This window comes from Parageobacillus sp. G301 (genome assembly GCF_030268025.1).
GTDB classification, from domain to species: Bacteria; Bacillota; Bacilli; order Bacillales; family Anoxybacillaceae; genus Parageobacillus_B; species Parageobacillus_B toebii.
Map to the genome: position 1 here is coordinate 1163688 of NZ_BSDB01000002.1, position 25520 is coordinate 1189207.

Here is a 25520-nt window from a genome sequence, read left to right on the forward strand (position 1 = left end):
AGATGAAAGGGAAAAAAGAACGTCTGGATGTATTGCTTGTTCAACGAGGTTTAATAGAGACGCGTGAAAAAGCAAAACGCGCGATTATGGCTGGGCTTGTGTATTCGAATGAAATTCGATTAGACAAGCCTGGAGAAAAGGTGCCTGCAGATATCCCGCTAGCGATAAAAGGAGACGTGCTTCCGTATGTAAGCCGCGGAGGATTGAAGCTGGAAAAAGCGTTGCGCACGTTTGATGTCAGTGTCCAAGATAAAATTATTTTAGATATCGGGGCATCTACGGGAGGATTTACGGATTGCGCGTTGCAACATGGTGCAAAATTATCATACGCGGTTGACGTCGGCTATAACCAACTGGCATGGAAATTACGCCAAGATGATCGTGTTGTTGTGATGGAACGGACGAATTTCCGCTACGTCACGCCTGATTATTTTACGAAAGGGCTTCCACAATTTGCAACGATCGATGTCTCATTTATTTCATTGAAACTAATATTGCCTGTATTAAAGACCGTGCTTGTCCCTGAAAGCGATGTGATCGCTCTAGTCAAACCGCAATTCGAAGCCGGCAAAGAAAAAGTCGGCAAAAAAGGCATCGTTCGCGACCCGAACGTGCATGAAGAAGTGTTAACGTCCATTATCGACTTTGCGCTTTGCGAAGGATTTGATGTCATGAACTTATCGTATTCCCCGATTACCGGCGGGGACGGGAATATCGAATTTTTGCTTCATCTTCGCTTCCAAGGCGACAAAGAAATGGGAGAAAACTTCTTATCGCAATCGGTAAGCACGGTAGTGAAAGAAGCTCATTTGCAGCTGAAAAGCAATTCTACTTAAGAAAGGGAATAACGGACATGGTTATTCCCGTTTTTACCGTGAATTTACTTGTGAGAGGTGTCGAATTTGAATAAAGGACAAAGGCATATTAAAATTCGCGAAATTATTATGAGCCACGACATAGAAACACAAGATGAGCTCGTTGATATGCTTAAGAAAGCAGGATTTAATGTCACGCAGGCGACGGTGTCAAGAGACATTAAAGAAATGCAGCTTGTCAAGGTGCCGATGGCAAATGGCCGTTATAAATATAGTCTTCCTTCCGATCAGCGTTTCAATCCTGTTCAAAAATTAAAACGCGCTTTAATGGATGTGTTTATCAAGCTTGATGGAGCTGGCAATTTGCTCGTTTTAAAAACATTGCCAGGCAATGCGCATGCCATTGGTGTTTTGCTTGATAATTTAGACTGGAACGAAATCGTTGGAACGATTTGTGGAGATGACACTTGTCTTATTATTTGTCGAACAGCGGAAGATGCCGAGAAGGTTTCCAAACAATTATTAGAAATGCTTTAAATGAAGGTGGTGATTCCACTTGCTAGCGGAATTATCCATAAAAAATTTTGCTATTATTGAATCATTGTCCATTTCGTTTGAAAAAGGACTGACGGTGTTAACTGGGGAAACGGGAGCGGGAAAGTCGATTATTATTGATGCGATCCATCTGCTGATAGGAGGGCGAGGTTCGGCAGAATTTGTCCGCTACGGAGAAGACAAGGCGGAAATAGAAGGACTTTTTTTACTAGATAATGAAAACCATCCATGTTATGACAAATGTGCCGAAGTCGGCATTGACATTAGCGAAGGCATGGTTGTTTTGCGCCGTGAAATTTTCGCAACTGGAAAAAGCGTATGCCGCGTAAACGGAAAATTAGTGACGACGGCTATATTGCGCGATATCGGTTCTACGCTTGTCGATATTCATGGGCAACATGAACATCAAGAATTAATGAATCCATCTCGGCATCTTCCGCTACTTGATGAATACGGCGGGGCGGAAATTGCGGAGGCTCTTGAGGAATATCGCGCCGTTTATGAGAAGTATGAACAATTGCGGAAGAAACTAAAAAAGCTAAATGAAAATGAGCAACAAATGGCGCACCGCCTTGATTTATTAACATTTCAGCTAGATGAAATTCAAAAAGCGAATTTACAGCCAAACGAAGATGAACAGTTGATGGAAGAAAAAGTCAAAATTATGAACTTCCAAAAGATTTACGAGGCGCTTAAACATAGTTATGAGGCATTATCCGGCGAGCAGCGCGGTCTTGACTGGATTGGTTTGGCAATGAGCCATTTAGATGATGTCGCTTCTATTGACCCGGCATTAAAAGAAGCGTATGAAACGATTGCGAATAGTTATTATTTATTGGAGGATATTACGTATAAATTACGCGATGAACTCGAACAATTGGAATATGATCCAGCCCGTCTCGATTTTATTGAAAGCCGCCTTAGTGAAATCAATCAATTAAAACGAAAATACGGATCGACCATCGAAGATATTTTGCAATATGCAGAAAAAATTACAGAAGAAATCGATACGATTCAACATCGCGAAACCCATATTCATGAACTGCAAAAAGAACTGAAATCGGTGACGGAAGATTTATTAATCGAAGCGAAAAATGTGACGAATGTTCGCAAAAAGTATGCGAAAACATTAATTAACCATATTCATCAAGAATTAAAAGAGCTATATATGGAAAAAACACAATTTGATATCGTATTTACGAAACGAGAAGGATCGCTTGATGCACCGCTGCTTGATGGCGTACCAGTGAAATTTCATGAAGATGGTGTCGATGATGTGGAATTTTATATTTCCACAAACGTTGGCGAACCGTTAAAACCGTTAGCGAAGATTGCCTCTGGCGGGGAATTGTCACGCATCATGCTTGCATTAAAAAGCATATTTTCCAAACATCAAGGAGTTACATCGATTATTTTTGATGAAGTCGATACGGGAGTTAGCGGCCGGGTTGCACAGGCGATTGCCGAAAAAATTTACCGCATCTCCATCGATTCGCAAGTGCTTTGCATTTCCCACCTGCCGCAAGTAGCGGCGATGGCTGATACGCATTTGTTTATTGCGAAAGAAACAGATGGAAACCGCACAAGAACGTCAGTCAAAGAATTATCGGACGAAGAAAAAGTAAAAGAAATCGGCCGGATGATTTCTGGTGTGGAAATTACAGAACTGACGAAAAAACATGCAAAAGAGTTGCTTGAGTTAGCAACAAAAATCAAAGGATGAAACGCTATCCATTATGGGTAGCTTTTTTTATGGGGAAAACGATTATATTTCCACTGTTTAAGGCAAAATTAAAACTGTAGCCGCTTTTTGGAGGGTGTAGGTGGGAGCGAGGAGAGTGACAAAGATTGAATACAGAGGCAATCCGAAAAATAATGGGGGTTTTTCTCCTTGTTTCGTTCATCATAATCGGTATGTCGAAACCGGTTAAAGAATATTTTCAAATTCCAAAACAAATCGTGATGTTTGAAGGTGAAGCGATGCGATTTTCTACTGCAGCGCTTCCAGTCCAAGCAACGGTGAAAGACGCTCCCAAATCGATAGAAGTTCACAAACATGCTGATTCGTTTTCCGTAAAAGCAAAACAAAGTGGAGAAAAGAAAATGGTATTAGAAGTTGCCGGAATGCCGGTAAAACAGGTAGATGTAAACGTTTTGCCGACTTTGAAAGTCATCCCTGGAGGGCAATCCATTGGCGTTAAGTTAAATACAGTAGGAGTTCTTGTGGTTGGCTACCATCTCGTCGAAACAGAAAAAGGGAAAAAATCACCAGGCGAAATTGCTGGGATTAAAGTAGGAGATATTATTACAAGGATTAATGGCAAAAAAATTGAAAAGATGAGTGACCTTTCTCCTTTTATTGAGGAAGCAGGAAAAACAGGAAAACCGCTACATCTTCAAGTTCTTCGCGACAAACACTCTTTTACGACGAAATTAGTTCCGTTAAAGGATAAACATGATCATGCTTACCGCGTTGGATTATACATTCGGGATTCTGCCGCTGGTATCGGGACGATGACGTTTTATGACCCTGTTTCCAAAAAATATGGAGCACTAGGTCATGTCATTTCCGATATGGATACGAAAAAACCGATTGTTGTTCAAAATGGCCAAATTATGAGATCAACTGTGACATCAATTGAAAAAGGAAGCAGCGGCAGCCCTGGCGAAAAATTAGCACGGTTTTCCGATGAGGAAGAAGTAATTGGGAATATTACGAATAACAGCCCGTTTGGCATTTTCGGAAAGTTGAAGGAACCAGTAGACAATGGAATTATTAATAAACCAATTCCAATTGCCTTATCGAATCATGTAAAAGAAGGCCCAGCAAAAATGTTAACCGTTGTGGAAAACGATAAAGTCGAGCAATTTGATATTGAAATCGTAAGCACTATCCCGCAAAAATTTCCAGCAACAAAGGGACTGGTCATTCGTGTTACGGACCCGCGCTTATTAAAAAAGACGGGTGGCATCGTTCAAGGAATGAGCGGAAGTCCAATTATTCAAGACGGGAAATTAGTTGGCGCAGTTACTCACGTATTTGTCAATGATCCGACATCTGGCTATGGCGTCCATATCGAATGGATGTTAAATGAAGCAGGAATTGATGTATATGGAAAATCAAATAAAAAGGCGAGCTGACATGTAGCTCGCCTTTTCCAATTTTTTATGTAAAAAATTTCGAGAAAAACGTCAATAAATTCAGCGTTTTTGCATAGATATTTGGTGAAACATCATATAAAATGAATGTGTAAAGATTTTTCGACAAAAATGTGGCAATATTTATATTAAAATTGTCCAATCAACTCAATTTTTGTTATAATTTTATGAATTATTTGTTTTTTTAGCATTTTTGAAAAAAGTAAAAGGATTTTTCATCATATTGTCGAATTGTCTTAATGGAATTTTCTACATAGTGAAAATAAATAATTAGGAAGTAAGGAGGAAGATTTTCTTGAAAATTAAAGTATGTATCGCAGATGATAATCGTGAATTAGTGAGCTTGCTGGAAGAGTATATTTCCAGCCAAAACGATATGGAAGTGATCGGGACTGCCTATAATGGGCAAGATTGCTTATATATGCTTGAGGAAAAACAGCCGGACATTTTGCTGCTAGACATTATTATGCCGCATTTAGATGGGTTGGCTGTATTGGAAAAAATCCGCACAAAGCTGGAAAAACAACCAAACGTGATTATGTTAACGGCATTTGGCCAAGAAGACGTGACGAAGAAAGCGGTTGAACTTGGCGCCTCCTACTTTATTTTAAAACCGTTTGACATGGAAAATTTAGTACATCATATCCGTCAAGTGTATGGAAAAACAACACCAATGGTGAAAAAAGCATCTTCTTCCTACCAAGCACGGGATAACAAGCCGAAAAACTTGGATGCAAGCATTACGAGCATTATTCATGAAATTGGCGTTCCGGCGCATATTAAAGGATATTTATATTTACGTGAAGCAATCGCGATGGTATATAACGATATCGAATTGCTCGGTTCCATTACGAAAGTGCTTTATCCAGACATTGCGAAAAAATACAACACAACCGCCAGCCGTGTAGAGCGGGCGATTCGCCATGCGATTGAAGTTGCTTGGAGCCGCGGCAACATTGAATCAATTTCTTCCTTATTCGGCTACACGGTCAGCATGTCCAAAGCAAAACCGACAAACAGCGAGTTCATCGCGATGGTGGCGGATAAGTTAAGATTAGAACATAAAGCTTCTTAAGAGGTTGATGAATAAGGATTTAGCCGTAAAGGCAAAACCAACTAATTCTGATAAACTGAACTAAAAACTCGGATTTTAAACCAATAAACTTTTTCCATCTCACCCAATAAATCGAATGATTTATTGGGTATTTCTTTTTATTGAGATGGGGGGTTAAATCATGAAGATGTGCATTTTTCACAGGTAATGGCGAGGAAATTAAAGTATACATACGATTTAAGGACAGATATACAGATACAGCACTGTTGTTTCCAACCACAAGGAACACTCAGCTTACTATACAGTCATTTGAAAAGCAACTAAGACAAGCGGGAGAGCGGATAGGATTGTCTATTCATCCACATCAAATACGAAACAATTTTGCAAGGTAGTATTTGCTAAATGGTGGCGACTTTTATACATTGAGCAGAATATTAGGCCGCAGTTTTGTTAAAGTAGCGGAACAGGCTTATATGGACTTAACAAGAGAGGAAATTGCAAAGAAATATCAACAGCATAGTCCTTTAGCTAAATGGAAAATAAGATAAATATTAATGTTTAGGTAAAGAAGCGGAAATGCCGCTTCTTTTTTCTGTTTACGCTCACCTAAATTTTATTTTAAATGAAAAAAGAGGGGAATGTTTAGTTTTACCAATGTGAGTGAGTAAAACCATTTTTATGTGTTTTTTGAAGGTTATGTGGAATTTTACTGCATTAACGGAGGTTTTACTTCAAGAAGGAGTAGAGTCTTTTTGTTGTGCTAACGAACAGGTTAGTTAGAGAAGGAATAACACTATAGAGTATTAGTTTGAATAGACTTTTACATAATTAAGGGGGGATTAAGATGGAAATTTGTTCAGGGAAAGGTGGTGTTATGTCAAGAAAACGGATACGTTAAACAGAGAGGAAGTCACTTGCTTATGTAACTGTTTTTTCTCGTTAGCGCTTTATCTTATTAGACATCTCGAACGTATATTTATAATCTTATAATCCCCCTGTTCTCCGTGTGTATTTTTATGTTCGTAATAGAAGTCACCGGCACGCAAATATCGCTAACAAAAATATATAGGATCGAAGCAATACTATTTCAAATCCTTGGCATGCCGGCATTTTCTATTATAGACAAGGGCTTATTAAAAACCTTATTGTTGTTCACTTTGCTTTTTTTCCAATTCGAGCAATTTTTGGATTAAAATATGTTGAGGCATATGCATAATCTGTTCGATGGGCATTCCTAACGCTTTCGCTAATTTTTGCGCTGTTTCTAAGGAGATTTGCAATGGTCTCATCTTATCACCTCGCTTATTATCAATAGTATAGCAAATTTTTTGGTTTTCTCGCATATATTTTGATGATCGTTTTTGTACTGGATCGACAGAAGGGAGTAAACAAACGTATGACAAAAATTTTCGCACACCGCGGTTCCGCCGGCACACATCCGGAAAATACGATGATCGCTTTTTATGAAGCAGAACGAGTCGGAGCGGATGGGATTGAATTGGATGTGCAACTAACCAAAGATGGGCAAATTGTTGTTATTCATGACGAAACGATCGACCGAACGACAGATGGAACCGGCTGGGTAAAAGATTTTACGTATCGGGAATTGCAGCAATTTAACGCTGTATATAAATTTGCCGATCAATATGATGTTTGCCGCATCCCTCTATTAGAGGAAGTGCTGGCATGGATTTGCTCGACGACACTATTGTTGAATATTGAGTTAAAAAACAGTTTGATTGCGTATGAAACATTAGAGCAAAAAGTCATCGATATGATCCGGCATTATGGCCTAGAAGATCGCATTATTTTATCGTCTTTTAATCATAATAGTATGGCGCTTTGTCGCAGTCTTGCGCCAAATATAGAAACGGCTTTATTATATATGGAGTCTTTATACGATCCGTGGAAATATGTTCGAGTGATGAGAGCGGATGGGTTGCACCCTTATCATCGAACGGTGACGGAGCCGTTTGTTCGCCAAGCTCGTCATTATCAAATTGCCATCCGTCCATTTACGATTAATCAAGAGCCACTAATGGAAAAAATGTTCCAATACGGAGTGGATGCCATTTTTACTGATTATCCGCGCAATGCGAAGAATATTCGGGAAAATAAAAAAACGCCCTAAGCGCGAGAACCGTTTAAGGCGTTTTTTTCTTTTTTTGGAATCGTGGTTGGACTTTATTTCGTTTTCGGTCACGATGCAAAATAAACCCCCCGATAAAAGACAAGCCAGCTGCAAACAAAAGAAAGCCGCCCAAAAATTGCAGTGAAAGGGACGGAAATGGAGAATGCAAAATACCAAATAGTGTATCACGCATCCATTTAATGCCTAGTGCGGCTAACAAACCAGGAATGACTAAAATGAGCAGAGCAATGATCCGTACCATTATGATCATGATCCTTTCACAGAGAAAAAGTTGTTTCATCCCTCATCATAACGGTTCCGCTTTATTTGTCAAGCAAAGAAAAAATAATTATGATAAAAATACCTGCAAAAACTTGCACATTGAAAAGAGCGGTGAATAAAAATGAAAAAGGTATTGATTATTGGAGCTGGAAATGGAGGCACAGCACTATTAAAGCTGCTGGAAAAAACAACAATGTTTCAAATTGTCGCAGTAGTTGATATCAATGAGAAAGCTTGCGGTATAAAACTTGCGAAAGAAATGAATATTGCTACTGGAACCGACTGGCGTGCTTTTACGAGTGAAGAAATTGACCTTATTATTGAAGCGACAGGAAAACAGGAAGTGTTGGATGAGATCCGCAAACATTGTTCGCCGAATACGATTGTCGTGCCAGGGACAGTCGCTCATATAATGGCCGAACTTGTCGAAGAAAAAGAAATGTTGATTGCGAAACTGAAAAGCGAAACAACAAGGCGCGGTTTGATTTTTAATTCTGCGCATGACGGAATGATTGTCGTTGACGAGTTTGCCTATATTACGGATATCAATAACAGCGCCGCGGAAATGATTGAAGTGGATAAAGAGGAAGTCATCGGAAAACACATTTTAGAAGTCATCCCAACGAGCGGCCTGCCGCGAGTGTTAAAAACAAAACAAACAGAATTTCATCAAGAATTAAAATTAGAAAATGGCAAAAAAATCATTACAACGAGAATTCCAATGATTGATGAAACGGGTAAACTGTTCGGTGCATTAGCTGTTTTTAAAGATATTACGGAATTAGTAAAGCTAGCGGAGGAAATTACCGACTTGAAAGAAATGCGCATGATGTTGGAGGCGATTATTCATTCTTCAGAGGAAGCTATTTCCGTTGTTGATGAGCATGGAAACGGCATTTTAATTAATCCCGCTTATACGCGCATTACCGGCCTGACGGAAGAAGAAGTAATCGGCAAGCCGGCGACCGCCGATATCGCCGAAGGGGAAAGCATGCACATGCAAGTGCTCAAAACGCGCCGGCCTGTTCGTGGGGTGCGGATGAAAGTAGGGCCAAAAAACCGCGATGTGGTTGTGAATGTGGCGCCGATTATTGTCGATGGAGTGCTGAAAGGCAGCGTCGGGGTGATTCATGACGTATCCGAGATCCAGCGGCTGACAGCGGAGCTTAATCGGGCAAGGCAAATTATCCGTACCCTCGAAGCGAAATATTCGTTTGCCGATATTATCGGTACGTCAGAGGGAATAAAGGTAGCAATTGAACAAGCGAAAGTAGCCGCAAAAACGCCGGTGACGATATTGCTGCGTGGCGAATCCGGCACAGGAAAGGAATTATTTGCTCACGCGATTCATAATGCAAGTGATAGAAAATATAACAAATTTATCCGTGTCAATTGTGCGGCCATTCCTGAAACACTATTAGAGAGCGAGCTGTTTGGTTATGAAGAAGGGGCATTTTCCGGGGCAAAGCGCGGCGGCAAACGCGGCTTGTTTGAAGAAGCGAACAACGGCAGCATTTTCCTGGACGAAATCGGTGAGCTTTCTGCGAATACGCAGGCGAAACTGCTTCGCGTTTTGCAAGAAGGGGAAATCGTCCGCGTCGGAGGCACGAAGCCAATCCCGATTAACGTCCGTGTCATTGCCGCCACGAATGTCAACTTGGAAAAAGCAATCGCAGAAGGAACGTTTCGTGAAGACTTATACTACCGGTTAAATCGCATGCCAATTTATATTCCTCCATTGCGGGCGAGAAAAGAAGATATACCCGCACTATGCCAGCATTTAATTCAAAAACTTAATCAAGACTACGGACGCAATGTCGAAGGAGTCACTTCGGCCGCGCTTGACCTCCTGCTTGCTTACGATTGGCCGGGAAATGTTCGCGAATTGGAAAATGTATTAGGCCGGGCGATGATTTTTATGAAGTTTAATGAAGTGATGATCGATGTTCATCATATTCCGCCCCTTGATATTTCGCGAGCCGATTCTTCTCCCCATAAAAATGAGAAGGAGACGGAAATCCGTCCGCTTGAGGAGATGGTGGAGCAATATGAAGCAAGCATCATCAAGCAGGCGCTGCGAAAATACAACAACAATAAAACGGCGACAGCGCGGGCGCTGGGCATTTCGATTCGCAATTTATATTACAAGTTGGAGAAATATAATATTGACAAAAATAGCATGCAATAATTTGCACACCATGCAAATTATTGCTTATAATCAGCGAAAAAATAAAGCGCTTTCAAGTTTTTGGGGTTGGCACGTTTTTTGCATACTAATAAAGGTGCCTCCACAAATTTCATAAAGAGGTTGGTGCATAAGATGAAGCTGCAATCGTTGATCGATCATGCAACCAAATATACCGATATGACGGTAGCCGTCGCGGCAGCGGAAGATGAAGAAGTAATTGATGCCGTAACGATGGCGATCGCTCGCCATTTCGGAAAGTTTGTGTTGTATGGAGACCGTGAACAAATTGTGCAACTGTTGAGGCGAAAAGGCTATGAGAATTCCAGACATATTGAAATCGTCCATGCCAATTCCACTGTGCAAGCCGCTGAGCTGGCGGTAAAAGCCGTTCACTTCAATGAGGCAAATGTCTTGATGAAAGGGAACATCCCGACCGCTACGCTTTTAAAAGCGGTGTTAAACAAAGAATACGGCCTGCGGACGGGAAAGGTGCTTTCCCATGTCGCGGTGTTTGAAGTTGCCGGCTATGACCGTTTCATTATTGTGACGGATGCCGCGATGAATATTTCACCTGATTTAGAACAAAAAGCGCAGATTGTGGCGAATGCCGTTGCCGTAGCCCGGTCAATTGGCATTGACGTGCCGAAAGTGGCGCCGCTGGCGGCGGTGGAAGTAGTCAACCCAGCGATGCCGGCTACCGTTGATGCGGCAGCGCTGACCACGATGCAAAAACGCGGACAAATAAAAGATTGCATCATTGATGGACCGCTTGCCCTCGACAATGCTGTTTCGGCTATAGCGGCGGAGCATAAGCGCATTGACAGCGAAGTGGCGGGAAGGGCAGATATTTTGCTTGTTCCTGACATTGAAGCGGGAAACATGCTATATAAGTCACTTGTTTATTTTGCCAATGCCAAAGTCGGGGCCGTCATCGCTGGGGCGAAGGCACCGATTGTCCTTACATCACGCGCCGATTCGGCGGAAAGCAAATTATATTCGTTAGCGCTCGCGGTTTGTTCCGCGTCCAAATAAACCATTAGGGAGGAAGTTATCATGGAACTGTTTAAATACATGGAACAATACGATTATGAACAATTGCTGTTTTGCCAAGATAAAGAATCGGGATTGAAAGCGATCATCGCTATTCACGATACAACGCTCGGACCGGCGCTAGGCGGTACGCGCATGTGGATGTATAACTCGGAAGAAGAAGCGATTGAAGATGCGCTCCGCTTAGCCCGCGGCATGACGTATAAAAACGCTGCGGCAGGGCTCAACCTTGGCGGCGGAAAAACGGTCATTATCGGTGACCCGCGCAAAGATAAAAATGAAGCGATGTTCCGCGCGTTCGGCCGCTTTATTCAAGGATTAAACGGCCGCTATATTACAGCGGAAGATGTTGGTACGACGGTGGAAGACATGGATATTATTTATCAAGAAACAGATTATGTCACAGGAATTTCCCCTGAATTTGGTTCTTCCGGAAATCCATCTCCCGCAACCGCCTATGGTGTTTATCGCGGTATGAAAGCGGCGGCAAAAGAAGCATTTGGCAGCGATTCATTAGAGGGAAAAGTCGTTGCTGTGCAAGGGGTCGGCAATGTCGCCTATCATTTATGCCGTCATCTTCATGAAGAAGGGGCGCAACTTATTGTTACTGACATTAACAAAGAAGCGGTGCAGCGCGCCGTTGAAGAATTTGGCGCCAAAGCGGTAGATCCGAACGATATTTACGGCGTCGATTGCGACATTTTTGCTCCATGTGCGCTTGGCGGGATTATTAACGACCAAACGATTCCGCAATTAAAAGCGAAAGTCATTGCCGGTTCGGCGAACAACCAGCTAAAAGAGGCAAGACATGGCGATATCATTCATGAAATGGGCATCGTGTACGCGCCAGATTATGTCATCAATGCCGGCGGCGTCATTAACGTTGCCGATGAGTTGTACGGCTACAATCGCGAGCGTGCAATGAAAAAAATCGAACAAATTTACGACAATATCGAAAAAGTATTTGCGATTGCCAAACGTGATGGTATTCCAACATATAAAGCGGCAGACCGCCTTGCGGAGGAACGGATTGAAACGATGCGCAAGTCCCGCAGCCAATTTTTACAAAACGGCCATCACATTTTAAGTCGACGTCGCGGTCGTTAATTACAACACATGGAGGCGGGAGAATGATTCCCGCTTCCATGGTCAGAAATGGAGGTTACAAACGTTGCAAGAGCAGAAGTTTCGCATTTTAACCATTAATCCTGGATCGACCTCGACAAAAATTGGTGTGTTTGAAGATGAACGCTCCATTTTTGAAAAAACGATTCGCCATGACGCGGAAACGTTGCAGCGCTATCCATCGATTATTGATCAATATGAGTTTCGTAAACAAACGATTTTAGACGCGCTTGATGAAGAAGGCATCAATCTTTCCAAATTAAGCGCTGTTTGCGGCCGCGGCGGACTTTTGCGCCCGATTGAAGGCGGAACGTACCGCGTCAATGAGCAAATGCTGGAAGATTTGAAAAAAGGCTATTCTGGGCAGCACGCTTCCAATCTTGGCGGCATTTTGGCGCATGAAATTGCTTCGGCGCTAAATATCCCCGCGTTTATTGTTGACCCTGTTGTTGTCGATGAACTGGAACCAATTGCCCGCATTTCGGGATTTGCGCTGATTGAACGAAGAAGCATTTTTCATGCGCTAAACCAAAAGGCGGTAGCACGCCGTGTCGCCAAGCAGCTTGGCAAACCATATGAAGAACTGAACCTGATTGTCGCTCATATGGGTGGCGGGATTACCGTCGGCGCTCATAAAAAAGGTCGAGTGGTGGATGTCAATAACGGTTTGGACGGGGAAGGACCGTTCAGCCCAGAGCGAGCCGGTACGGTGCCTGCGGGAGATCTCGTTTCGCTATGTTTCTCGGGAGAGTATTATCGTGATGAGGTAATGAGCATGCTCGTTGGAAAAGGCGGGTTAGTCGGTTACCTTGGCACGAATGATGCCGTGAAAGTCGAAAAAATGATCGAAGCGGGAGATGAAAAAGCAAAGCTTATCTATAGCGCAATGGCCTATCAAGTGGCGAAAGAAATTGGTGCAGCAAGCGCCGTATTGGCGGGAAAAGTCGATGCGATTATTTTAACAGGAGGACTTGCATACGGAAAACAATTTGTGAAAGAAATTATTGATCGTGTGAACTGGATTGCCGATGTGTTTGTCCACCCGGGTGAAAACGAGTTGCAAGCGCTTGCGGAAGGGGCGTTGCGCGTGTTGCGCGGCGAAGAAAAAGACAAAGTATATCCGAGCGGGAATGTGGCACACACAACCGTTTTGCGATAGAAAGGAGAAAACGATATGGCAAAAGAATATGATCTTGTCATCCTTGGCGGCGGCACCGGAGGATATGTGGCAGCGATTCGCGCTTCCCAGCTAGGGCTAAAAACAGCCGTTGTCGAAAAAGGCAAGCTGGGCGGAACGTGTCTGCATGCCGGCTGCATTCCAAGCAAGGCGCTGCTGCGAAGCGCGGAAGTATACGCACAAACGAAAAATAGCGAAACGTTCGGAGTCATGGCAAGCGATGTACGCCTTGACTTCGCCAAAGTGCAGGCGCGCAAAGCAGCCATTATCGAACAGCTCCATAAAGGCGTTCAGCACTTAATGAAAAAAGGAAAAATTGACGTTTATGCCGGAACTGGGCGCATTTTAGGCCCATCCATTTTCTCGCCGATGCCGGGGACGATTTCCGTGGAAATGAATGACGGTTCGGAAAACGAGATGCTCGTGCCGAAAAATGTTATCATCGCCACAGGTTCGCGTCCGCGGACGCTGCCAGGCCTTGACATTGACGGCAAATTGGTCATGACATCCGATGAAGCGCTGCAAATGGAAACACTTCCTTCTTCCATTATTATCGTCGGCGGCGGTGTCATTGGCATTGAATGGGCATCGATGCTGAATGATTTTGGGGTGGAAGTGACGGTATTGGAATACGCGGAGCGAATTTTGCCAACCGAAGACCGCGATGTATCCAAGGAAGTAGAAAAGCTTCTTAAGCGCCGCGGCATTACGATTGTCGCAGGGGCAAAAGTCTTGCCGGAAACGTTGGAAAAAGGAAATGGTGTGACGATTAAAGCGGAATATAACGGCGAGCAAAAAACGTTTACCGCCGAAAAAATGCTCGTTTCCGTCGGCCGCCAGGCAAACATTGAAGGAATCGGCATTGAAAATACCGATATTGTCGTCGAAAAGGGATTTATTCAAACGAACGAGTTTTACCAAACGAAAGAATCGCATATTTATGCGATTGGCGATGTCATCGGCGGCTTGCAGCTAGCACATGTAGCATCCCATGAAGGCATCGTTGCTGTCGAGCATATTGCCGGCCAAAATCCATCGCCGATCGACTATACCATGATTTCGAAATGCGTCTACAGCCGTCCGGAAGTCGCAAGCGTCGGCTTAACGGAAGAAGAAGCGAAAGCAAAAGGATATGATGTCAAAGTCGGAAAATTCCCGTTTAAAGCGATCGGCAAAGCGCTCGTGTTTGGCGAAGCGGAAGGATTCGTGAAAATCGTAGCCGATCAAAAAACGAACGACTTGCTTGGCGTTCATATGGTAGGACCTCACGTTACCGATATGATTTCCGAAGCGGGACTCGCTCGCGTGCTGGATGCGACGCCGTGGGAAGTCGCGCATACGATTCATCCGCATCCAACGTTATCAGAAGCGATGGCAGAAGCGGCGCTTGCCGTGGATGGAAAAGCGATTCATTTTTAAGCGAATAAAGGGAGGTTGTTTCGATGGCTGAAAATCGTCACCAAGCGCTAGGCTTAAGCGATGAAACGGTATTGCAAATGTATGAAACGATGTTGTTGGCTCGTAAAATCGACGAGCGTATGTGGTTATTAAACCGCGCTGGAAAAATTCCGTTCGTTATCTCCTGCCAAGGGCAGGAAGCGGCGCAAGTCGGCGCGGCGTTTGCCCTTGATCGTACGAAAGATTATGTTTTGCCTTACTACCGTGATATGGGCGTTGTTTTAACATTCGGGATGACGCCGACGGAATTAATGCTTTCCGCGTTTGCGAAAGCGGAAGATCCAAACTCCGGCGGCCGGCAAATGCCAGGCCACTTCGGGAAAAAGAAAAATCGCATCGTAACCGGCTCATCTCCAGTAACGACGCAAGTGCCGCATGCGGTTGGCATTGCGCTGGCGGCAAAAATGGAGAAGAAAGATTTTATCGCGTTTGTCACGTTTGGGGAAGGTTCATCAAACCAAGGCGATTTCCATGAAGGAGCGAACTTTGCCGGCGTGCATAAATTGCCTGTTATTTTCATGTGCGAAAATAACAAATACGCGATTTCTGTGCCAATTTCAAAACAATTGGCGTGCGAAAAAGTATCGGACCGCGCCATCGGTTACGGTATGCCGGGCTATACGGTAGACGGAAACGATCCGCTTGAAGTGTACAAAGTCGTGAAAGAGGCAGCTGATCGTGCCCGCCGCGGTGAAGGACCGACATTGATTGAAACGGTTTCCTATCGTTTAACCTCGCATTCTTCCGACGACGATCAACGCGCATACCGGTCCGAAGAAGAATTAGAAGAAGCGCGTGCCAAAGACCCGATTATTTCGTTTGCGAAATATTTAAAAGAAGCCGGTGTGTTAACAGACGAACTAGAAAAAGAAATTCATGACCGCGTCATGAAACAGGTGGACGAAGCGACCGATTATGCGGAAAAGGCGCCATACGCGGAACCAGAACATGCCTTAAAGTACGTATATGCAGAGAAGTAAGGGGGAATGGACGATGCCAGTGATTTCCTATATTGATGCTGTGACGATGGCGATTCGCGAGGAAATGGAACGCGACCCGCGCGTCTTCGTATTAGGAGAAGATGTTGGAAAAAAGGGCGGGGTGTTTAAAGCGACGCAAGGATTGTATGAACAGTTCGGCGAAGAGCGTGTCATTGATACTCCGTTATCTGAATCTGCGATCGTTGGGGTCGGAATCGGTGCGGCGATGTACGGATTGCGCCCAATTGCTGAAATTCAATTTGCTGATTTCATCATGCCTGCGGTCAACCAAATTATTTCGGAAGCGGCGCGGATTCGCTACCGCTCCAATAATGACTGGAACTGTCCGATCGTCATCCGTGCTCCATACGGCGGCGGCGTTCACGGCGCCTTATACCATTCGCAATCAGTGGAAGCGATTTTTGCAAACCAGCCAGGTTTAAAAATTGTCATGCCATCGACACCATATGATGTAAAAGGGTTATTAAAAGCGGCGATTCGCGATGAAGACCCGGTGCTTTTCTTTGAACATAAGCGCGCGTATCGTCTGATTAAAGGAGAAGTGCCGGAAGGAGATTATGTATTGCCAATCGGCAAAGCAGACGTTAAACGCGAGGGCGACGATATTACCGTTATTACGTATGGATTATGTGTTCATTTTGCGCTGCAAGCGGCAGAACGGGTAGCGCAAGATGGCATTTCCGCGCACATCCTTGATTTGCGTACGGTATATCCGCTAGATAAAGAAGCGATTATCGAAGCGGCAAGCAAAACAGGAAAAGTGCTGCTGATTACGGAAGATAACAAAGAAGGAAGCGTCATGAGCGAAGTGGCCGCCATTATCGCTGAACATTGCTTGTTTGATTTAGACGCGCCAATTATGCGCCTTGCCGGCCCGGACGTCCCGGCGATGCCATACGCACCGACGATGGAAAAATTCTTTATGGTGAACCCGGACAAGGTCGAAAAGGCAATGCGCGAGCTAGCGGCGTTTTAAGCAGACGGATTTTTGCGATTCAAAATGCAGATTTGAACGGAGATAGGAGGTTATCCCACGTGGCAATTGAACAACTTACCATGCCCCAGCTCGGGGAAAGCGTCACCGAAGGAACGATCAGCAAATGGCTTGTATCTGTCGGCGACAAAGTAAACAAATACGATCCGATCGCCGAAGTCATGACAGATAAAGTGAATGCGGAAATTCCTTCGTCATTTACGGGCGTGATCAAAGAAATTATCGCGAATGAAGGAGAAACGCTGCCGGTTGGCGCCGTGATTTGTACGATCGAAGTGGAAGGCGAAGGAACAGCAGCGGAAGCGAAACAAGAGGAAGCACCGAAAGCAGAAGAGACAAAAGGAGCAGCTGCTCAAGCGCCAAAAAAAGCGGATCGGGCCAATAAAGGCCGCTATTCGCCAGCTGTTCTTCGCCTCGCTCAAGAACATAATATTGATTTAGAGCAAGTGCAAGGAACGGGACTGGGAGGACGGATTACGCGCAAAGATTTGTTAAAGCTCATCGAATCCGGAAATATTCCGAAAGCCGGTGGGCAGCCGGCCGCTTCATCCCAGCCTGCACCGCAGCCAACACCAGTGCAAGAAGCGCCGAAAGCAGAACCCGCAGCTGTTCCAAAACAGGCGGCGACAAGCGTTCCTGTTCATGCAGGCGACATCGAAATTCCAGTCACCCCTGTGCGCAAAGCGATCGCCACGAACATGCTTCGCAGCAAACACGAAGCGCCGCACGCATGGACGATGGTCGAAGTCGATGTGACGAACTTAGTGGCATACCGCGACTCGATCAAAGACGAATTCAAAAAACGCGAAGGTTTCAATTTAACATATTTTGCCTTCTTCGTCAAAGCAGTCGCGCAAGCATTGAAAGAATTCCCACAAATCAATTCGATGTGGGCAGGCGACAAAATTGTCCAGAAAAAAGACATCAACATCTCGATCGCAGTGGCGACAGATGATGCGTTATTTGTTCCAGTCATTAAGCACGCCGACGAAAAATCGATCAAAGGCATCGCACGCGAAATCGCCGAGCTGGCCGCAAAGGCGCGCGCCGGCAGACTCCGCCCGGAAGATATGCAAGGCGGCACGTTTACGGTGAACAACACCGGTTCCTTCGGCTCGGTGCAATCGATGGGCATCATCAACTATCCGCAAGCGGCGATTTTGCAAGTCGAATCGATCGTCAAGCGCCCGGTTGTCAAAGACGGCATGATCGCCATCCGCGATATGGTCAACTTATGTCTATCCCTTGACCACCGCGTCTTAGACGGCCTCATTTGCGGCCGCTTCCTTGCGCGTGTCAAAGAGATTTTGGAAAACGTATCGAAAGACAATACGCCGATTTATTAATGGAAGAACCCCACCGCAAATTCGTTTGTGGTGGGGTTTTTCGTGTTATAATACTCCTAATACAAATCTTCTCCAAGAAGGGCTTATCGATGAATACAGCGGAGCTTTTAGAAAGTGGGGATTGCATTGGACCAGCCCTTCCTGATATTTGCCGTTTATTTTGATAAATTATCAAAAGACGGATTGCGTTTTGTTCATTGCTAGAACTCTCCTCATATATTACAATAAAAATATCAGCAATATTTTTAAAAATGAAAAAGAAAGCGATTTCTAAAGGATGGGAGAAAAGATATAAGGGGGAGAACGCAGTGAGCGATATTTCAGCGATGAAGCAGCAGTCGTTTCCCATTCCAAGCTTCGAGGAATGGAAACAGGAAGTCGAGAAGTCGTTAAAAGGGAAGCCATTCGAAAAACTTTATTCGACTACATATGAAAATATCACGATTAAACCCATTTATACGCGTCAGGACATAGAGTCGCTTGCTCATGTCGAACAGTATCCAGGTTTTCCGGGCTATGTTCGCGGAACCAAGCCGAACGGATATATTCGCGAACCATGGAAGGTCAGCCAGGAAATTTCAGCTAGCAGTCCGACGGAGTGGAATGAAATCGTTAAACACGATTTGGAAAGAGGGCAAACAGAAATCCATATCGTGTTGGAACGGCTAGGTTTTCCGGTAACATCGGTTGACGATATCGAAGCCATGTTTTCCGGCATTTCTTTGGATAAATATTCGCTTCGCATCGATGCGGGGGCACAATCGCTTTCATTTTTGGCATTGCTTGCCGCCTATTTGCAAAAACAGCAAATACCATTTGACGCAGTGCGCGGAACGATTGGGATGGATCCAGTCGGTGCACTTGCGGAAAAAGGCCAGCTTTCAACCCCGCTTGCGGCATTGTACGACGTGATGGCCGATGTGACGAAATGGGCAAAAGAAAACATGCAGGGTGTAAAGACGGTCATTGTCCGCGGCGAACCGTACCATAACGGCGGGGCAAACGCGGTTCAAGAATTAGCGTTTGCGTTCGCAACAGCGGTGGAATATATTCGTGCATGCTTGGACAGAGGATTGGTGATTGATGCCATTGCGCCGCAAATCCACTTTTCGTTTGCAATCGGTTCGAACTTTTTTATGGAAATCGCAAAGCTTCGCGCAGCAAGACTTGTTTGGTCCAACATCGTACAGGCGTTTGGCGGCAGCGAATCATCGCAAAAAATCGCGATGCATGCGCGCACGTCTTATTTTACGAAAACGGTTTACGATCCATATGTAAACATGCTTCGGGCGACGGCGGAAGCGTTCGCCGCAACCATTGGCGGCGCCGACAGTCTTCACGTCTCTCCGTTTGATGAAGCGATTGGACGCGCGGACGAATTTTCTCGAAGAATCGCCCGCAATACACAGCTTATTTTGTTGGAAGAAGCGCATATCGCCAATGTCATCGATCCGGCCGGCGGTTCGTACTATGTCGAAACATTGACGGCGCAAGTGGCGGAAGAGGCGTGGAAGCTGTTCCAGCAAATCGAAGAAAAAGGCGGTATCGTGAAAGCACTTCAAGACGGTTTTGTACAAGCAGAAGTGGAAAACGTCGCCGAACAGCGAAAAAATAATGTGAAAAAACGGAAAGAAAAGATTGTTGGAACGAACTTTTACGCCAACTTAGCGGAAGCGCCTGTGCAAAAAGCGAGTGAAAACAACGAAAACGATGAAAAACAACTATCTTCTTCAGCGCTAAACGAAGAAAACGTCGCACAATTGCAAGCGGGATTCGGTGAAAAACGATGGATCGAGACAGCTATTTTTATGGCAGTTCGTCGAGCAACCGCTCAGGAAATCGAAGCGGCATTAAAAGCAGATGAAGCATCCGTAAGCGTCAAGCCGATCAAACAATGGCGCTTGGCCGAACCGTTTGAACAACTGCGCAAAGCTTCGGAAGCGCATCTTGAAAAACATGGAGCGCGTCCGACGGTGCATTTAATTAACATTGGCTCCATTCCAAACTATAAAGCACGCGCCGATTTTATTACCGGCTTTTTTGAAGCCGGCGGCATGGCAGTAGTGAAAAGCGAAGGGGTACATACCGCTGAGAAAGCGGTGTCGGAAGCAATAAACGCAAACGGCACGCATTATATTATTTGCGGATCTGATGAAAGCTACACGGACATCGTTCCTGCCATCGCGAAAGCGTTAAAGCAAGCGAATTCAAATATGAAGTTGTACGTGGCTGGAAAGCAAGCGCCGGATGTGGAACAATCATTCGTGCAAGCTGGCGTGGATGGTTTTATTCACATCGGTTCGAATTGTTATGAAACGATTGTATCGTTTATGAAGGAAATGGGGGTGGACCTCAATGAGTAAAAAGGTAGATTTTACAAATATTTCGCTGCGCATGCCGGAAAAAACGGCAGATGAACAGCAATGGAAGCAGGCGATCGAAGAAAAAGTGCGCGCGTCCATCGATGACTTATTGTTTCAAACAAATGAACATATCACCGTAAAACCGCTATATACGAAAAAAGATATCGAAGGCTTTGATTTTCTTGATTATATGCCGGGAATTCCACCGTATTTGCGCGGACCGTATCCATCGATGTACGTGAATCGGCCGTGGACGATCCGGCAATACGCAGGTTTTTCGACAGCGGAAGAAAGCAACGCATTTTATCGACGCAACTTAGCGATGGGACAAAAGGGGCTGTCCGTCGCGTTTGACCTTGCGACCCACCGCGGCTATGACTCCGACCATCCGCGCGTCGTTGGTGACGTCGGCAAAGCGGGAGTGGCGGTCGATTCGATTTTAGATATGAAAATTTTGTTTGACGGCATTCCGCTTGATCAAATATCGGTATCGATGACCATGAACGGCGCGGTGCTGCCGATTATGGCATTTTATATCGTCACCGCCGAAGAGCAAGGCGTCACGCAAGATAAGCTCTCCGGAACGATTCAAAACGATATTTTAAAAGAATATATGGTGCGCAACACGTATATTTATCCTCCGGAAACGTCGATGCGCATTATCGCTGACATTTTTGAATACACTTCCAAATACATGCCAAAGTTTAACAGCATCAGCATTTCCGGATATCATATGCAAGAAGCGGGAGCGCCGGCGGATATTGAATTGGCGTATACGCTTGCGGACGGATTAGAATATGTTCGTACAGGATTAAAAGCAGGAATTGATATTGACTCGTTCGCGCCAAGATTGTCATTCTTCTGGGCAATCGGCATGAACTATTTCATGGAAGTCGCGAAAATGCGCGCGGCGCGCATTATGTGGGCAAAAATGATGAAAACGTTCAATCCGAAAAATCCAAAATCGCTCGCATTGCGGACGCATTCGCAAACATCTGGCTGGAGCTTAACCGAGCAAGATCCATTTAACAACGTTGTGCGTACATGTATTGAAGCGCACGCCGCTGCGCTTGGGCATACGCAATCGTTGCATACGAACGCGCTCGATGAAGCGATCGCGCTTCCGACTGATTTCTCCGCGCGCATCGCCCGCAATACGCAGCTTTACTTGCAAGATGAAACAGGCATTTGCAATGTCATTGACCCATGGGCAGGTTCTTACTATGTGGAAACGTTAACGAACGAATTGATGAATCGCGCGTGGAAGCATATTGAAGAAATCGAAAGCCTTGGAGGCATGGCGAAAGCGATTGAAACGGGGCTTCCGAAAATGCGCATCGAGGAAGCGGCGGCAAGACGCCAAGCGAGAATCGATTCTGGTGCGGAAACGATTATCGGCGTCAACAAATATCGCCCGGAAAAAGAAGAACCAATCGAGATTTTAGAAGTCGACAATACGGCGGTTCGGATGCGGCAAATCGAAAAATTAAAACAGCTGCGCGCTTCCCGTGATGAACAAAAAGTGCAGGAAGCGCTTGACGCGATTACAAAAGCGACGGAAACGGGAGAAGGAAACTTGCTCGAGCTCGCCGTACAGGCAGCGCGCGCCCGCGCGACATTAGGCGAAATTTCGTACGCGATCGAAAAAGTAGCCAAGCGACACAAAGCGGTCATTCGCTCGATTAGCGGGGTGTACAGCTCCGAATTCACAAATGAAGAACAATTCGAGCGAGTCAAGAAAATGACTAATGAATTTTATGAATTAGAAGGCCGCCGTCCGCGTTTAATGGTAGCGAAAATGGGGCAAGACGGCCATGACCGCGGAGCGAAAGTGATCGCCACTGCCTTTGCCGACTTAGGATTTGACGTCGATATCGGTCCATTGTTCCAAACTCCGGAAGAAACGGCGCGTCAGGCGGTCGAAAACGACGTCCATGTCGTTGGGATCAGTTCGCTTGCCGGCGGGCATAAAACATTATTGCCGCAATTAGTGGAGGAATTGCGGAAGCTTGGCCGCGAAGACATTATTGTCGTCGTCGGCGGCGTTATTCCGCCGCAAGACTATGAATTTTTGTATGAGCATGGAGCGGCGGCGATTTTCGGACCAGGCACGGTCATTCCAACCGCAGCGGAAAAAGTATTGAAAGAAATTTATAAACGTCTCGGCTACGAGGAAGTGAGGCAATGAACGGCGAACGGACGCATCGCCCTGAATGGGTGGAAAAAGAGAGAGAAAGTGAGTTTGCGACCGCTTATGTGAAAACCACTGCTTCCGCTTCGCCAAAACGTTGGGTGAAGCGGAAAGAAAGGTCAGTAAAAGAATATGTCGAAGGCGTGTTGAACAATGACCGCACGATTTTAGCCCAGGCAATCACCCTTGTTGAGAGCAATGCGCCCAAGCATATGGACATTGCCCAACAAGTGTTAAACGAACTGCTTCCACATGTCGGAAAATCGATCCGCATTGGCATCACCGGCGTGCCGGGAGCAGGAAAAAGCACGTTTATTGAAGCGTTTGGCACGTTTTTATGCGAACAAGGGCACCGTGTTGCCGTATTAGCGGTTGACCCGAGCAGTTCTTTAACAGGCGGCAGTATTCTTGGCGATAAAACGCGGATGGAGTCGTTAGCGCGCCATCCGCGTGCATTTATCCGTCCGTCGCCATCAGGAGGAGCGCTCGGCGGTGTGCATCGAAAAACGCGTGAGACGATGATGCTTTGCGAAGCGGCAGGATATGATGTTATTTTGGTAGAAACGGTTGGTGTCGGGCAAAGCGAATTTGTCGTACGCGGCATGGTCGATTTCTTTTTAATGCTTGTTTTAACAGGCGCTGGGGACGATTTGCAAGGAATAAAACGCGGAATTATGGAATTAACCGATGCGGTTGTCATTAATAAAGCGGACGGAGACAATAAGCCAAAAGCGCTGGCCGCGCAAAAAGAGTATAATCAGATTCTTCATTATTTGCGCCCAGCGACACCAGGGTGGGAGACAAAAGCATATACGTGTTCGGCTCTTTTAGGAGAAGGCATCGAAGAAATTTGGAACGTGATTCAGAAGTTTGTAGAAACGACGAAACAATCAGGCGTGTTTGACATGCGCCGGCGCCATCAGCAAAAAGATTGGATTTACTCAATGATTAAAGATTATTTAGAAACGAGTTTCTTTTCCCATCCCGCAGTAAAAGAAAAGCTGCCGGTCATTGAAAATAACGTTATTTCTGGAACGCAATCCGTTACTTCCGCGGTGCGAGAACTCATTAAGATATATGAAAGTAGGTCGTAATGGAAAAATGTGATACGATAAGAAAAGGAGGTGCTTGAGCATGTTTCAATTTCCGTTATTTAATGATATCGTGGAACAATCGCGCCGCGAAATCGTGGAGGCTGGCTTTGAAGAATTGCGTACACCTGAAGAAGTGGATGCCGCATTTAAGCGACCGGGCACAACGCTTGTAATGATTAACTCGGTATGCGGCTGTGCGGGGGGCATTGCCCGTCCTGCAGCGGCGCATGCGATTCATTATGACAAACGTCCAGACCATCTTGTAACCGTATTTGCCGGCCAAGATAAAGAGGCAACAGCGCGAGCAAGGGAATATTTTGAAGGACAGCCGCCTTCTTCTCCATCTTTCGCTTTACTAAAGGACGGCAAGCTTTGTACGATGATTCATCGTCATGAAATCGAAGGGCACGAGCCGATCGAAGTCGTCCAAAAGCTGCAGGCGGCGTTTGATCAATATTGCGATGAAGTATAACGGAGCTGAATTTTTCAGCTCCGTTATTTATTTTGTTATTCTCAAAAAGCAAAAATAATTTATTTATAATTAAAAAATAGATTGCATAATTATTACTATGTGTGTTAATATACAAAACATAGAATATATATTCAAAAAACAAGTATGCATTATTAATCTTCAAAACTTATTTCGCAATATTATAAAAATTATTTAAACTTTTGAGAAGAGAGGGAGAGACACCGTATGAAAAAATCATTGTTGCTTTTTATTGCTAGCATTTTATTAATTGGTTTGCTCTCGGCATGCGGCACAGGCGGAGAACAGAAAAACGGAAGCGGAGAACAAAAGAAAGTGTTAAAAATGGGTACTTCCGCCGACTATGCGCCATTTGAATATATCGATACCACAAAAGGCAATGAAATTATCGGATTTGATGTCGATTTGGCGAAAATGATTGCGAAAGAATTGGGATATGACGTTCAAATTGTTGATATGGATTTTAGCGGTCTTATCCCAGCACTGCAGTCAGGAAAAGTAGATTTTGTATTGGCGGGGATGACTCCAACGAAAGAACGCAAGAAAAACGTTGATTTCTCGGATGTGTATTATGTAGCGCGAAACATGATCGTTTCCAAGAAAGGAAGCGGCATTAAAACAGTTGAGGATTTAAAAGGAAAAACGGTTGGTGTTCAAACCGGCTCGATTCAAGAAGGAGAAGCAAATAAAATTGCAAAGAAAGTTGACATGAAAATTGAAAGCCGCAACCGCATTCCGGAGTTAATTCAAGAGATTCAAGCAGGGCGCTTTGATGCAGCAATTATCGAAGATACAGTTGCAAAAGGATATCTAGATAGCAGCAATGGCAAACTAGAAGGCCATACAATCCCGACAGACAAAGAAAAATCAGGATATGCGATTGCTTTTCCAAAAGGAAGCAAGCTTCGCGATGAGTTTAATAAAGTATTGCAAGAAAAGATCAAAAACGGCGAAGTGGACAAGTTGATTAAAAAATGGTTTGACCAATAATTTGTAATGCGTTCAAAAAGGGGGGTCCTTTTTGAACGTTTTCACTATGTTGCAAGG

At 44.8% G+C, this 25520-nt stretch carries 22 protein-coding genes; 20 read left to right on the forward strand and 2 right to left on the reverse strand.

The features are described from left to right. Positions 1-2 precede the first annotated feature (2 nt). The 6 genes from QSJ37_RS14715 to QSJ37_RS18115 all read left to right on the forward strand — a co-directional run bounded on the left by QSJ37_RS14715 (position 3) and on the right by QSJ37_RS18115 (position 5975). Positions 3-836 carry a TlyA family RNA methyltransferase gene (locus QSJ37_RS14715; RefSeq protein WP_285755869.1) on the forward strand — a complete coding sequence of 278 codons (834 nt, stop codon included), beginning with the start codon at positions 3-5 and terminating at the stop codon, positions 834-836. A gap of 66 nt (positions 837-902) precedes the next feature. Then, positions 903-1352 carry a transcriptional regulator AhrC/ArgR gene (gene ahrC / locus QSJ37_RS14720; protein WP_015864438.1) on the forward strand — a complete coding sequence of 150 codons (450 nt, stop codon included), beginning with the start codon at positions 903-905 and terminating at the stop codon, positions 1350-1352. Between the two features lie 19 nt (positions 1353-1371). Next, a complete protein-coding gene (recN, locus tag QSJ37_RS14725) occupies positions 1372-3093 on the forward strand; it encodes a DNA repair protein RecN (protein ID WP_285755872.1) in 1722 nt (573 codons plus the stop codon). A gap of 125 nt (positions 3094-3218) precedes the next feature. Beyond that, on the forward strand, positions 3219-4511 hold the full coding sequence (gene spoIVB / locus QSJ37_RS14730; RefSeq protein ID WP_285755873.1) for a SpoIVB peptidase: 1293 nt from the start codon (positions 3219-3221) through the stop codon (positions 4509-4511). Between the two features lie 313 nt (positions 4512-4824). Next, positions 4825-5604 carry a sporulation transcription factor Spo0A gene (gene spo0A / locus QSJ37_RS14735; RefSeq protein WP_089097906.1) on the forward strand — a complete coding sequence of 260 codons (780 nt, stop codon included), beginning with the start codon at positions 4825-4827 and terminating at the stop codon, positions 5602-5604. A 245-nt stretch (positions 5605-5849) separates the two neighbouring features. Continuing rightward, a complete protein-coding gene (locus QSJ37_RS18115; protein WP_483313602.1) occupies positions 5850-5975 on the forward strand; it encodes a hypothetical protein in 126 nt (41 codons plus the stop codon). Between the two features lie 750 nt (positions 5976-6725). On the opposite strand, the gene QSJ37_RS14740 is transcribed toward QSJ37_RS18115, so the two are convergent. Continuing rightward, on the reverse strand, positions 6726-6872 hold the full coding sequence (locus tag QSJ37_RS14740; RefSeq protein ID WP_015864434.1) for a YycC family protein: 147 nt from the start codon (positions 6870-6872) through the stop codon (positions 6726-6728). Between the two features lie 107 nt (positions 6873-6979). Between QSJ37_RS14740 and QSJ37_RS14745 the strand changes: the two genes are divergently transcribed. After that, positions 6980-7714, forward strand: coding sequence for a glycerophosphodiester phosphodiesterase (locus tag QSJ37_RS14745; RefSeq protein ID WP_062678703.1), 735 nt, complete (start codon positions 6980-6982; stop codon positions 7712-7714). 13 nt (positions 7715-7727) lie between these two features. Here QSJ37_RS14745 and QSJ37_RS14750 read toward each other — a convergent pair whose 3' ends face one another. After that, a complete protein-coding gene (locus tag QSJ37_RS14750; RefSeq protein WP_015864432.1) occupies positions 7728-7976 on the reverse strand; it encodes a DUF2627 domain-containing protein in 249 nt (82 codons plus the stop codon). A 141-nt stretch (positions 7977-8117) separates the two neighbouring features. Between QSJ37_RS14750 and QSJ37_RS14755 the strand changes: the two genes are divergently transcribed. The 13 genes from QSJ37_RS14755 to QSJ37_RS14815 all read left to right on the forward strand — a co-directional run bounded on the left by QSJ37_RS14755 (position 8118) and on the right by QSJ37_RS14815 (position 25463). Further along, entirely contained in the window at positions 8118-10184 is a 2067-nt protein-coding gene (locus tag QSJ37_RS14755) for a sigma-54 interaction domain-containing protein (protein WP_062752863.1), read from the forward strand. Positions 10185-10316: 132 nt separating this feature from the next. Beyond that, a complete protein-coding gene (yqiS, locus tag QSJ37_RS14760) occupies positions 10317-11216 on the forward strand; it encodes a phosphate butyryltransferase (RefSeq protein WP_285755877.1) in 900 nt (299 codons plus the stop codon). A gap of 21 nt (positions 11217-11237) precedes the next feature. Next, positions 11238-12341: a leucine dehydrogenase gene (locus tag QSJ37_RS14765; RefSeq protein WP_015864429.1), complete on the forward strand. Its 1104-nt coding sequence runs from the start codon at positions 11238-11240 to the stop codon at positions 12339-12341. 64 nt (positions 12342-12405) lie between these two features. Next, complete coding sequence (gene buk, locus QSJ37_RS14770) at positions 12406-13518, forward strand: butyrate kinase (RefSeq protein ID WP_015864428.1); 1113 nt, start codon at positions 12406-12408, stop codon at positions 13516-13518. 15 nt (positions 13519-13533) lie between these two features. Then, positions 13534-14955 (forward strand): dihydrolipoyl dehydrogenase, encoded by a 1422-nt coding sequence (gene lpdA / locus QSJ37_RS14775; protein WP_097354719.1) that lies wholly within the window; start codon positions 13534-13536, stop codon positions 14953-14955. A gap of 23 nt (positions 14956-14978) precedes the next feature. Next, positions 14979-15974 (forward strand): thiamine pyrophosphate-dependent dehydrogenase E1 component subunit alpha, encoded by a 996-nt coding sequence (locus QSJ37_RS14780; RefSeq protein ID WP_015864426.1) that lies wholly within the window; start codon positions 14979-14981, stop codon positions 15972-15974. A 13-nt stretch (positions 15975-15987) separates the two neighbouring features. Further along, positions 15988-16971: an alpha-ketoacid dehydrogenase subunit beta gene (locus QSJ37_RS14785; protein WP_015864425.1), complete on the forward strand. Its 984-nt coding sequence runs from the start codon at positions 15988-15990 to the stop codon at positions 16969-16971. A 59-nt stretch (positions 16972-17030) separates the two neighbouring features. Then, the gene (locus QSJ37_RS14790) at positions 17031-18335 is read left to right on the forward strand and encodes a dihydrolipoamide acetyltransferase family protein (protein ID WP_285755879.1); all 1305 of its coding nucleotides are present in this window, start codon (positions 17031-17033) and stop codon (positions 18333-18335) included. A gap of 308 nt (positions 18336-18643) precedes the next feature. Continuing rightward, positions 18644-20698, forward strand: coding sequence for a methylmalonyl-CoA mutase family protein (locus tag QSJ37_RS14795; protein WP_285755880.1), 2055 nt, complete (start codon positions 18644-18646; stop codon positions 20696-20698). Next, positions 20691-22886: a methylmalonyl-CoA mutase gene (gene scpA, locus QSJ37_RS14800; protein WP_081188166.1), complete on the forward strand. Its 2196-nt coding sequence runs from the start codon at positions 20691-20693 to the stop codon at positions 22884-22886. Before QSJ37_RS14795 ends, scpA begins: the two co-directional genes overlap by 8 nt. After that, complete coding sequence (gene meaB, locus QSJ37_RS14805; RefSeq protein ID WP_285755881.1) at positions 22883-23983, forward strand: methylmalonyl Co-A mutase-associated GTPase MeaB; 1101 nt, start codon at positions 22883-22885, stop codon at positions 23981-23983. Before scpA ends, meaB begins: the two co-directional genes overlap by 4 nt. Before the next feature lie 40 nt (positions 23984-24023). Next, positions 24024-24455 carry a BrxA/BrxB family bacilliredoxin gene (locus tag QSJ37_RS14810; protein ID WP_015864419.1) on the forward strand — a complete coding sequence of 144 codons (432 nt, stop codon included), beginning with the start codon at positions 24024-24026 and terminating at the stop codon, positions 24453-24455. A gap of 225 nt (positions 24456-24680) precedes the next feature. Further along, entirely contained in the window at positions 24681-25463 is a 783-nt protein-coding gene (locus tag QSJ37_RS14815; protein WP_285755883.1) for a transporter substrate-binding domain-containing protein, read from the forward strand. Positions 25464-25520: the final 57 nt, after the last annotated feature.

Bases quoted from the DNA above. Each gene is read 5' to 3' on its own strand.
- QSJ37_RS14715 (WP_285755869.1), top strand. From the start codon at position 3: ATGAAAGGGAAAAAAGAACGTCTGGATGTATTGCTTGTTCAACGAGGT.
- QSJ37_RS14740 (WP_015864434.1), bottom strand. From the start codon at position 6,872: ATGAGACCATTGCAAATCTCCTTAGAAACAGCGCAAAAATTAGCGAAA.
- QSJ37_RS14745 (WP_062678703.1), top strand. From the start codon at position 6,980: ATGACAAAAATTTTCGCACACCGCGGTTCCGCCGGCACACATCCGGAA.
- QSJ37_RS14750 (WP_015864432.1), bottom strand. From the start codon at position 7,976: ATGGTACGGATCATTGCTCTGCTCATTTTAGTCATTCCTGGTTTGTTA.
- QSJ37_RS14755 (WP_062752863.1), top strand. From the start codon at position 8,118: ATGAAAAAGGTATTGATTATTGGAGCTGGAAATGGAGGCACAGCACTA.
- yqiS (WP_285755877.1), top strand. From the start codon at position 10,317: ATGAAGCTGCAATCGTTGATCGATCATGCAACCAAATATACCGATATG.
- QSJ37_RS14765 (WP_015864429.1), top strand. From the start codon at position 11,238: ATGGAACTGTTTAAATACATGGAACAATACGATTATGAACAATTGCTG.
- lpdA (WP_097354719.1), top strand. From the start codon at position 13,534: ATGGCAAAAGAATATGATCTTGTCATCCTTGGCGGCGGCACCGGAGGA.
- QSJ37_RS14780 (WP_015864426.1), top strand. From the start codon at position 14,979: ATGGCTGAAAATCGTCACCAAGCGCTAGGCTTAAGCGATGAAACGGTA.
- QSJ37_RS14785 (WP_015864425.1), top strand. From the start codon at position 15,988: ATGCCAGTGATTTCCTATATTGATGCTGTGACGATGGCGATTCGCGAG.
- scpA (WP_081188166.1), top strand. From the start codon at position 20,691: ATGAGTAAAAAGGTAGATTTTACAAATATTTCGCTGCGCATGCCGGAA.
- meaB (WP_285755881.1), top strand. From the start codon at position 22,883: ATGAACGGCGAACGGACGCATCGCCCTGAATGGGTGGAAAAAGAGAGA.
- QSJ37_RS14810 (WP_015864419.1), top strand. From the start codon at position 24,024: ATGTTTCAATTTCCGTTATTTAATGATATCGTGGAACAATCGCGCCGC.
- QSJ37_RS14815 (WP_285755883.1), top strand. From the start codon at position 24,681: ATGAAAAAATCATTGTTGCTTTTTATTGCTAGCATTTTATTAATTGGT.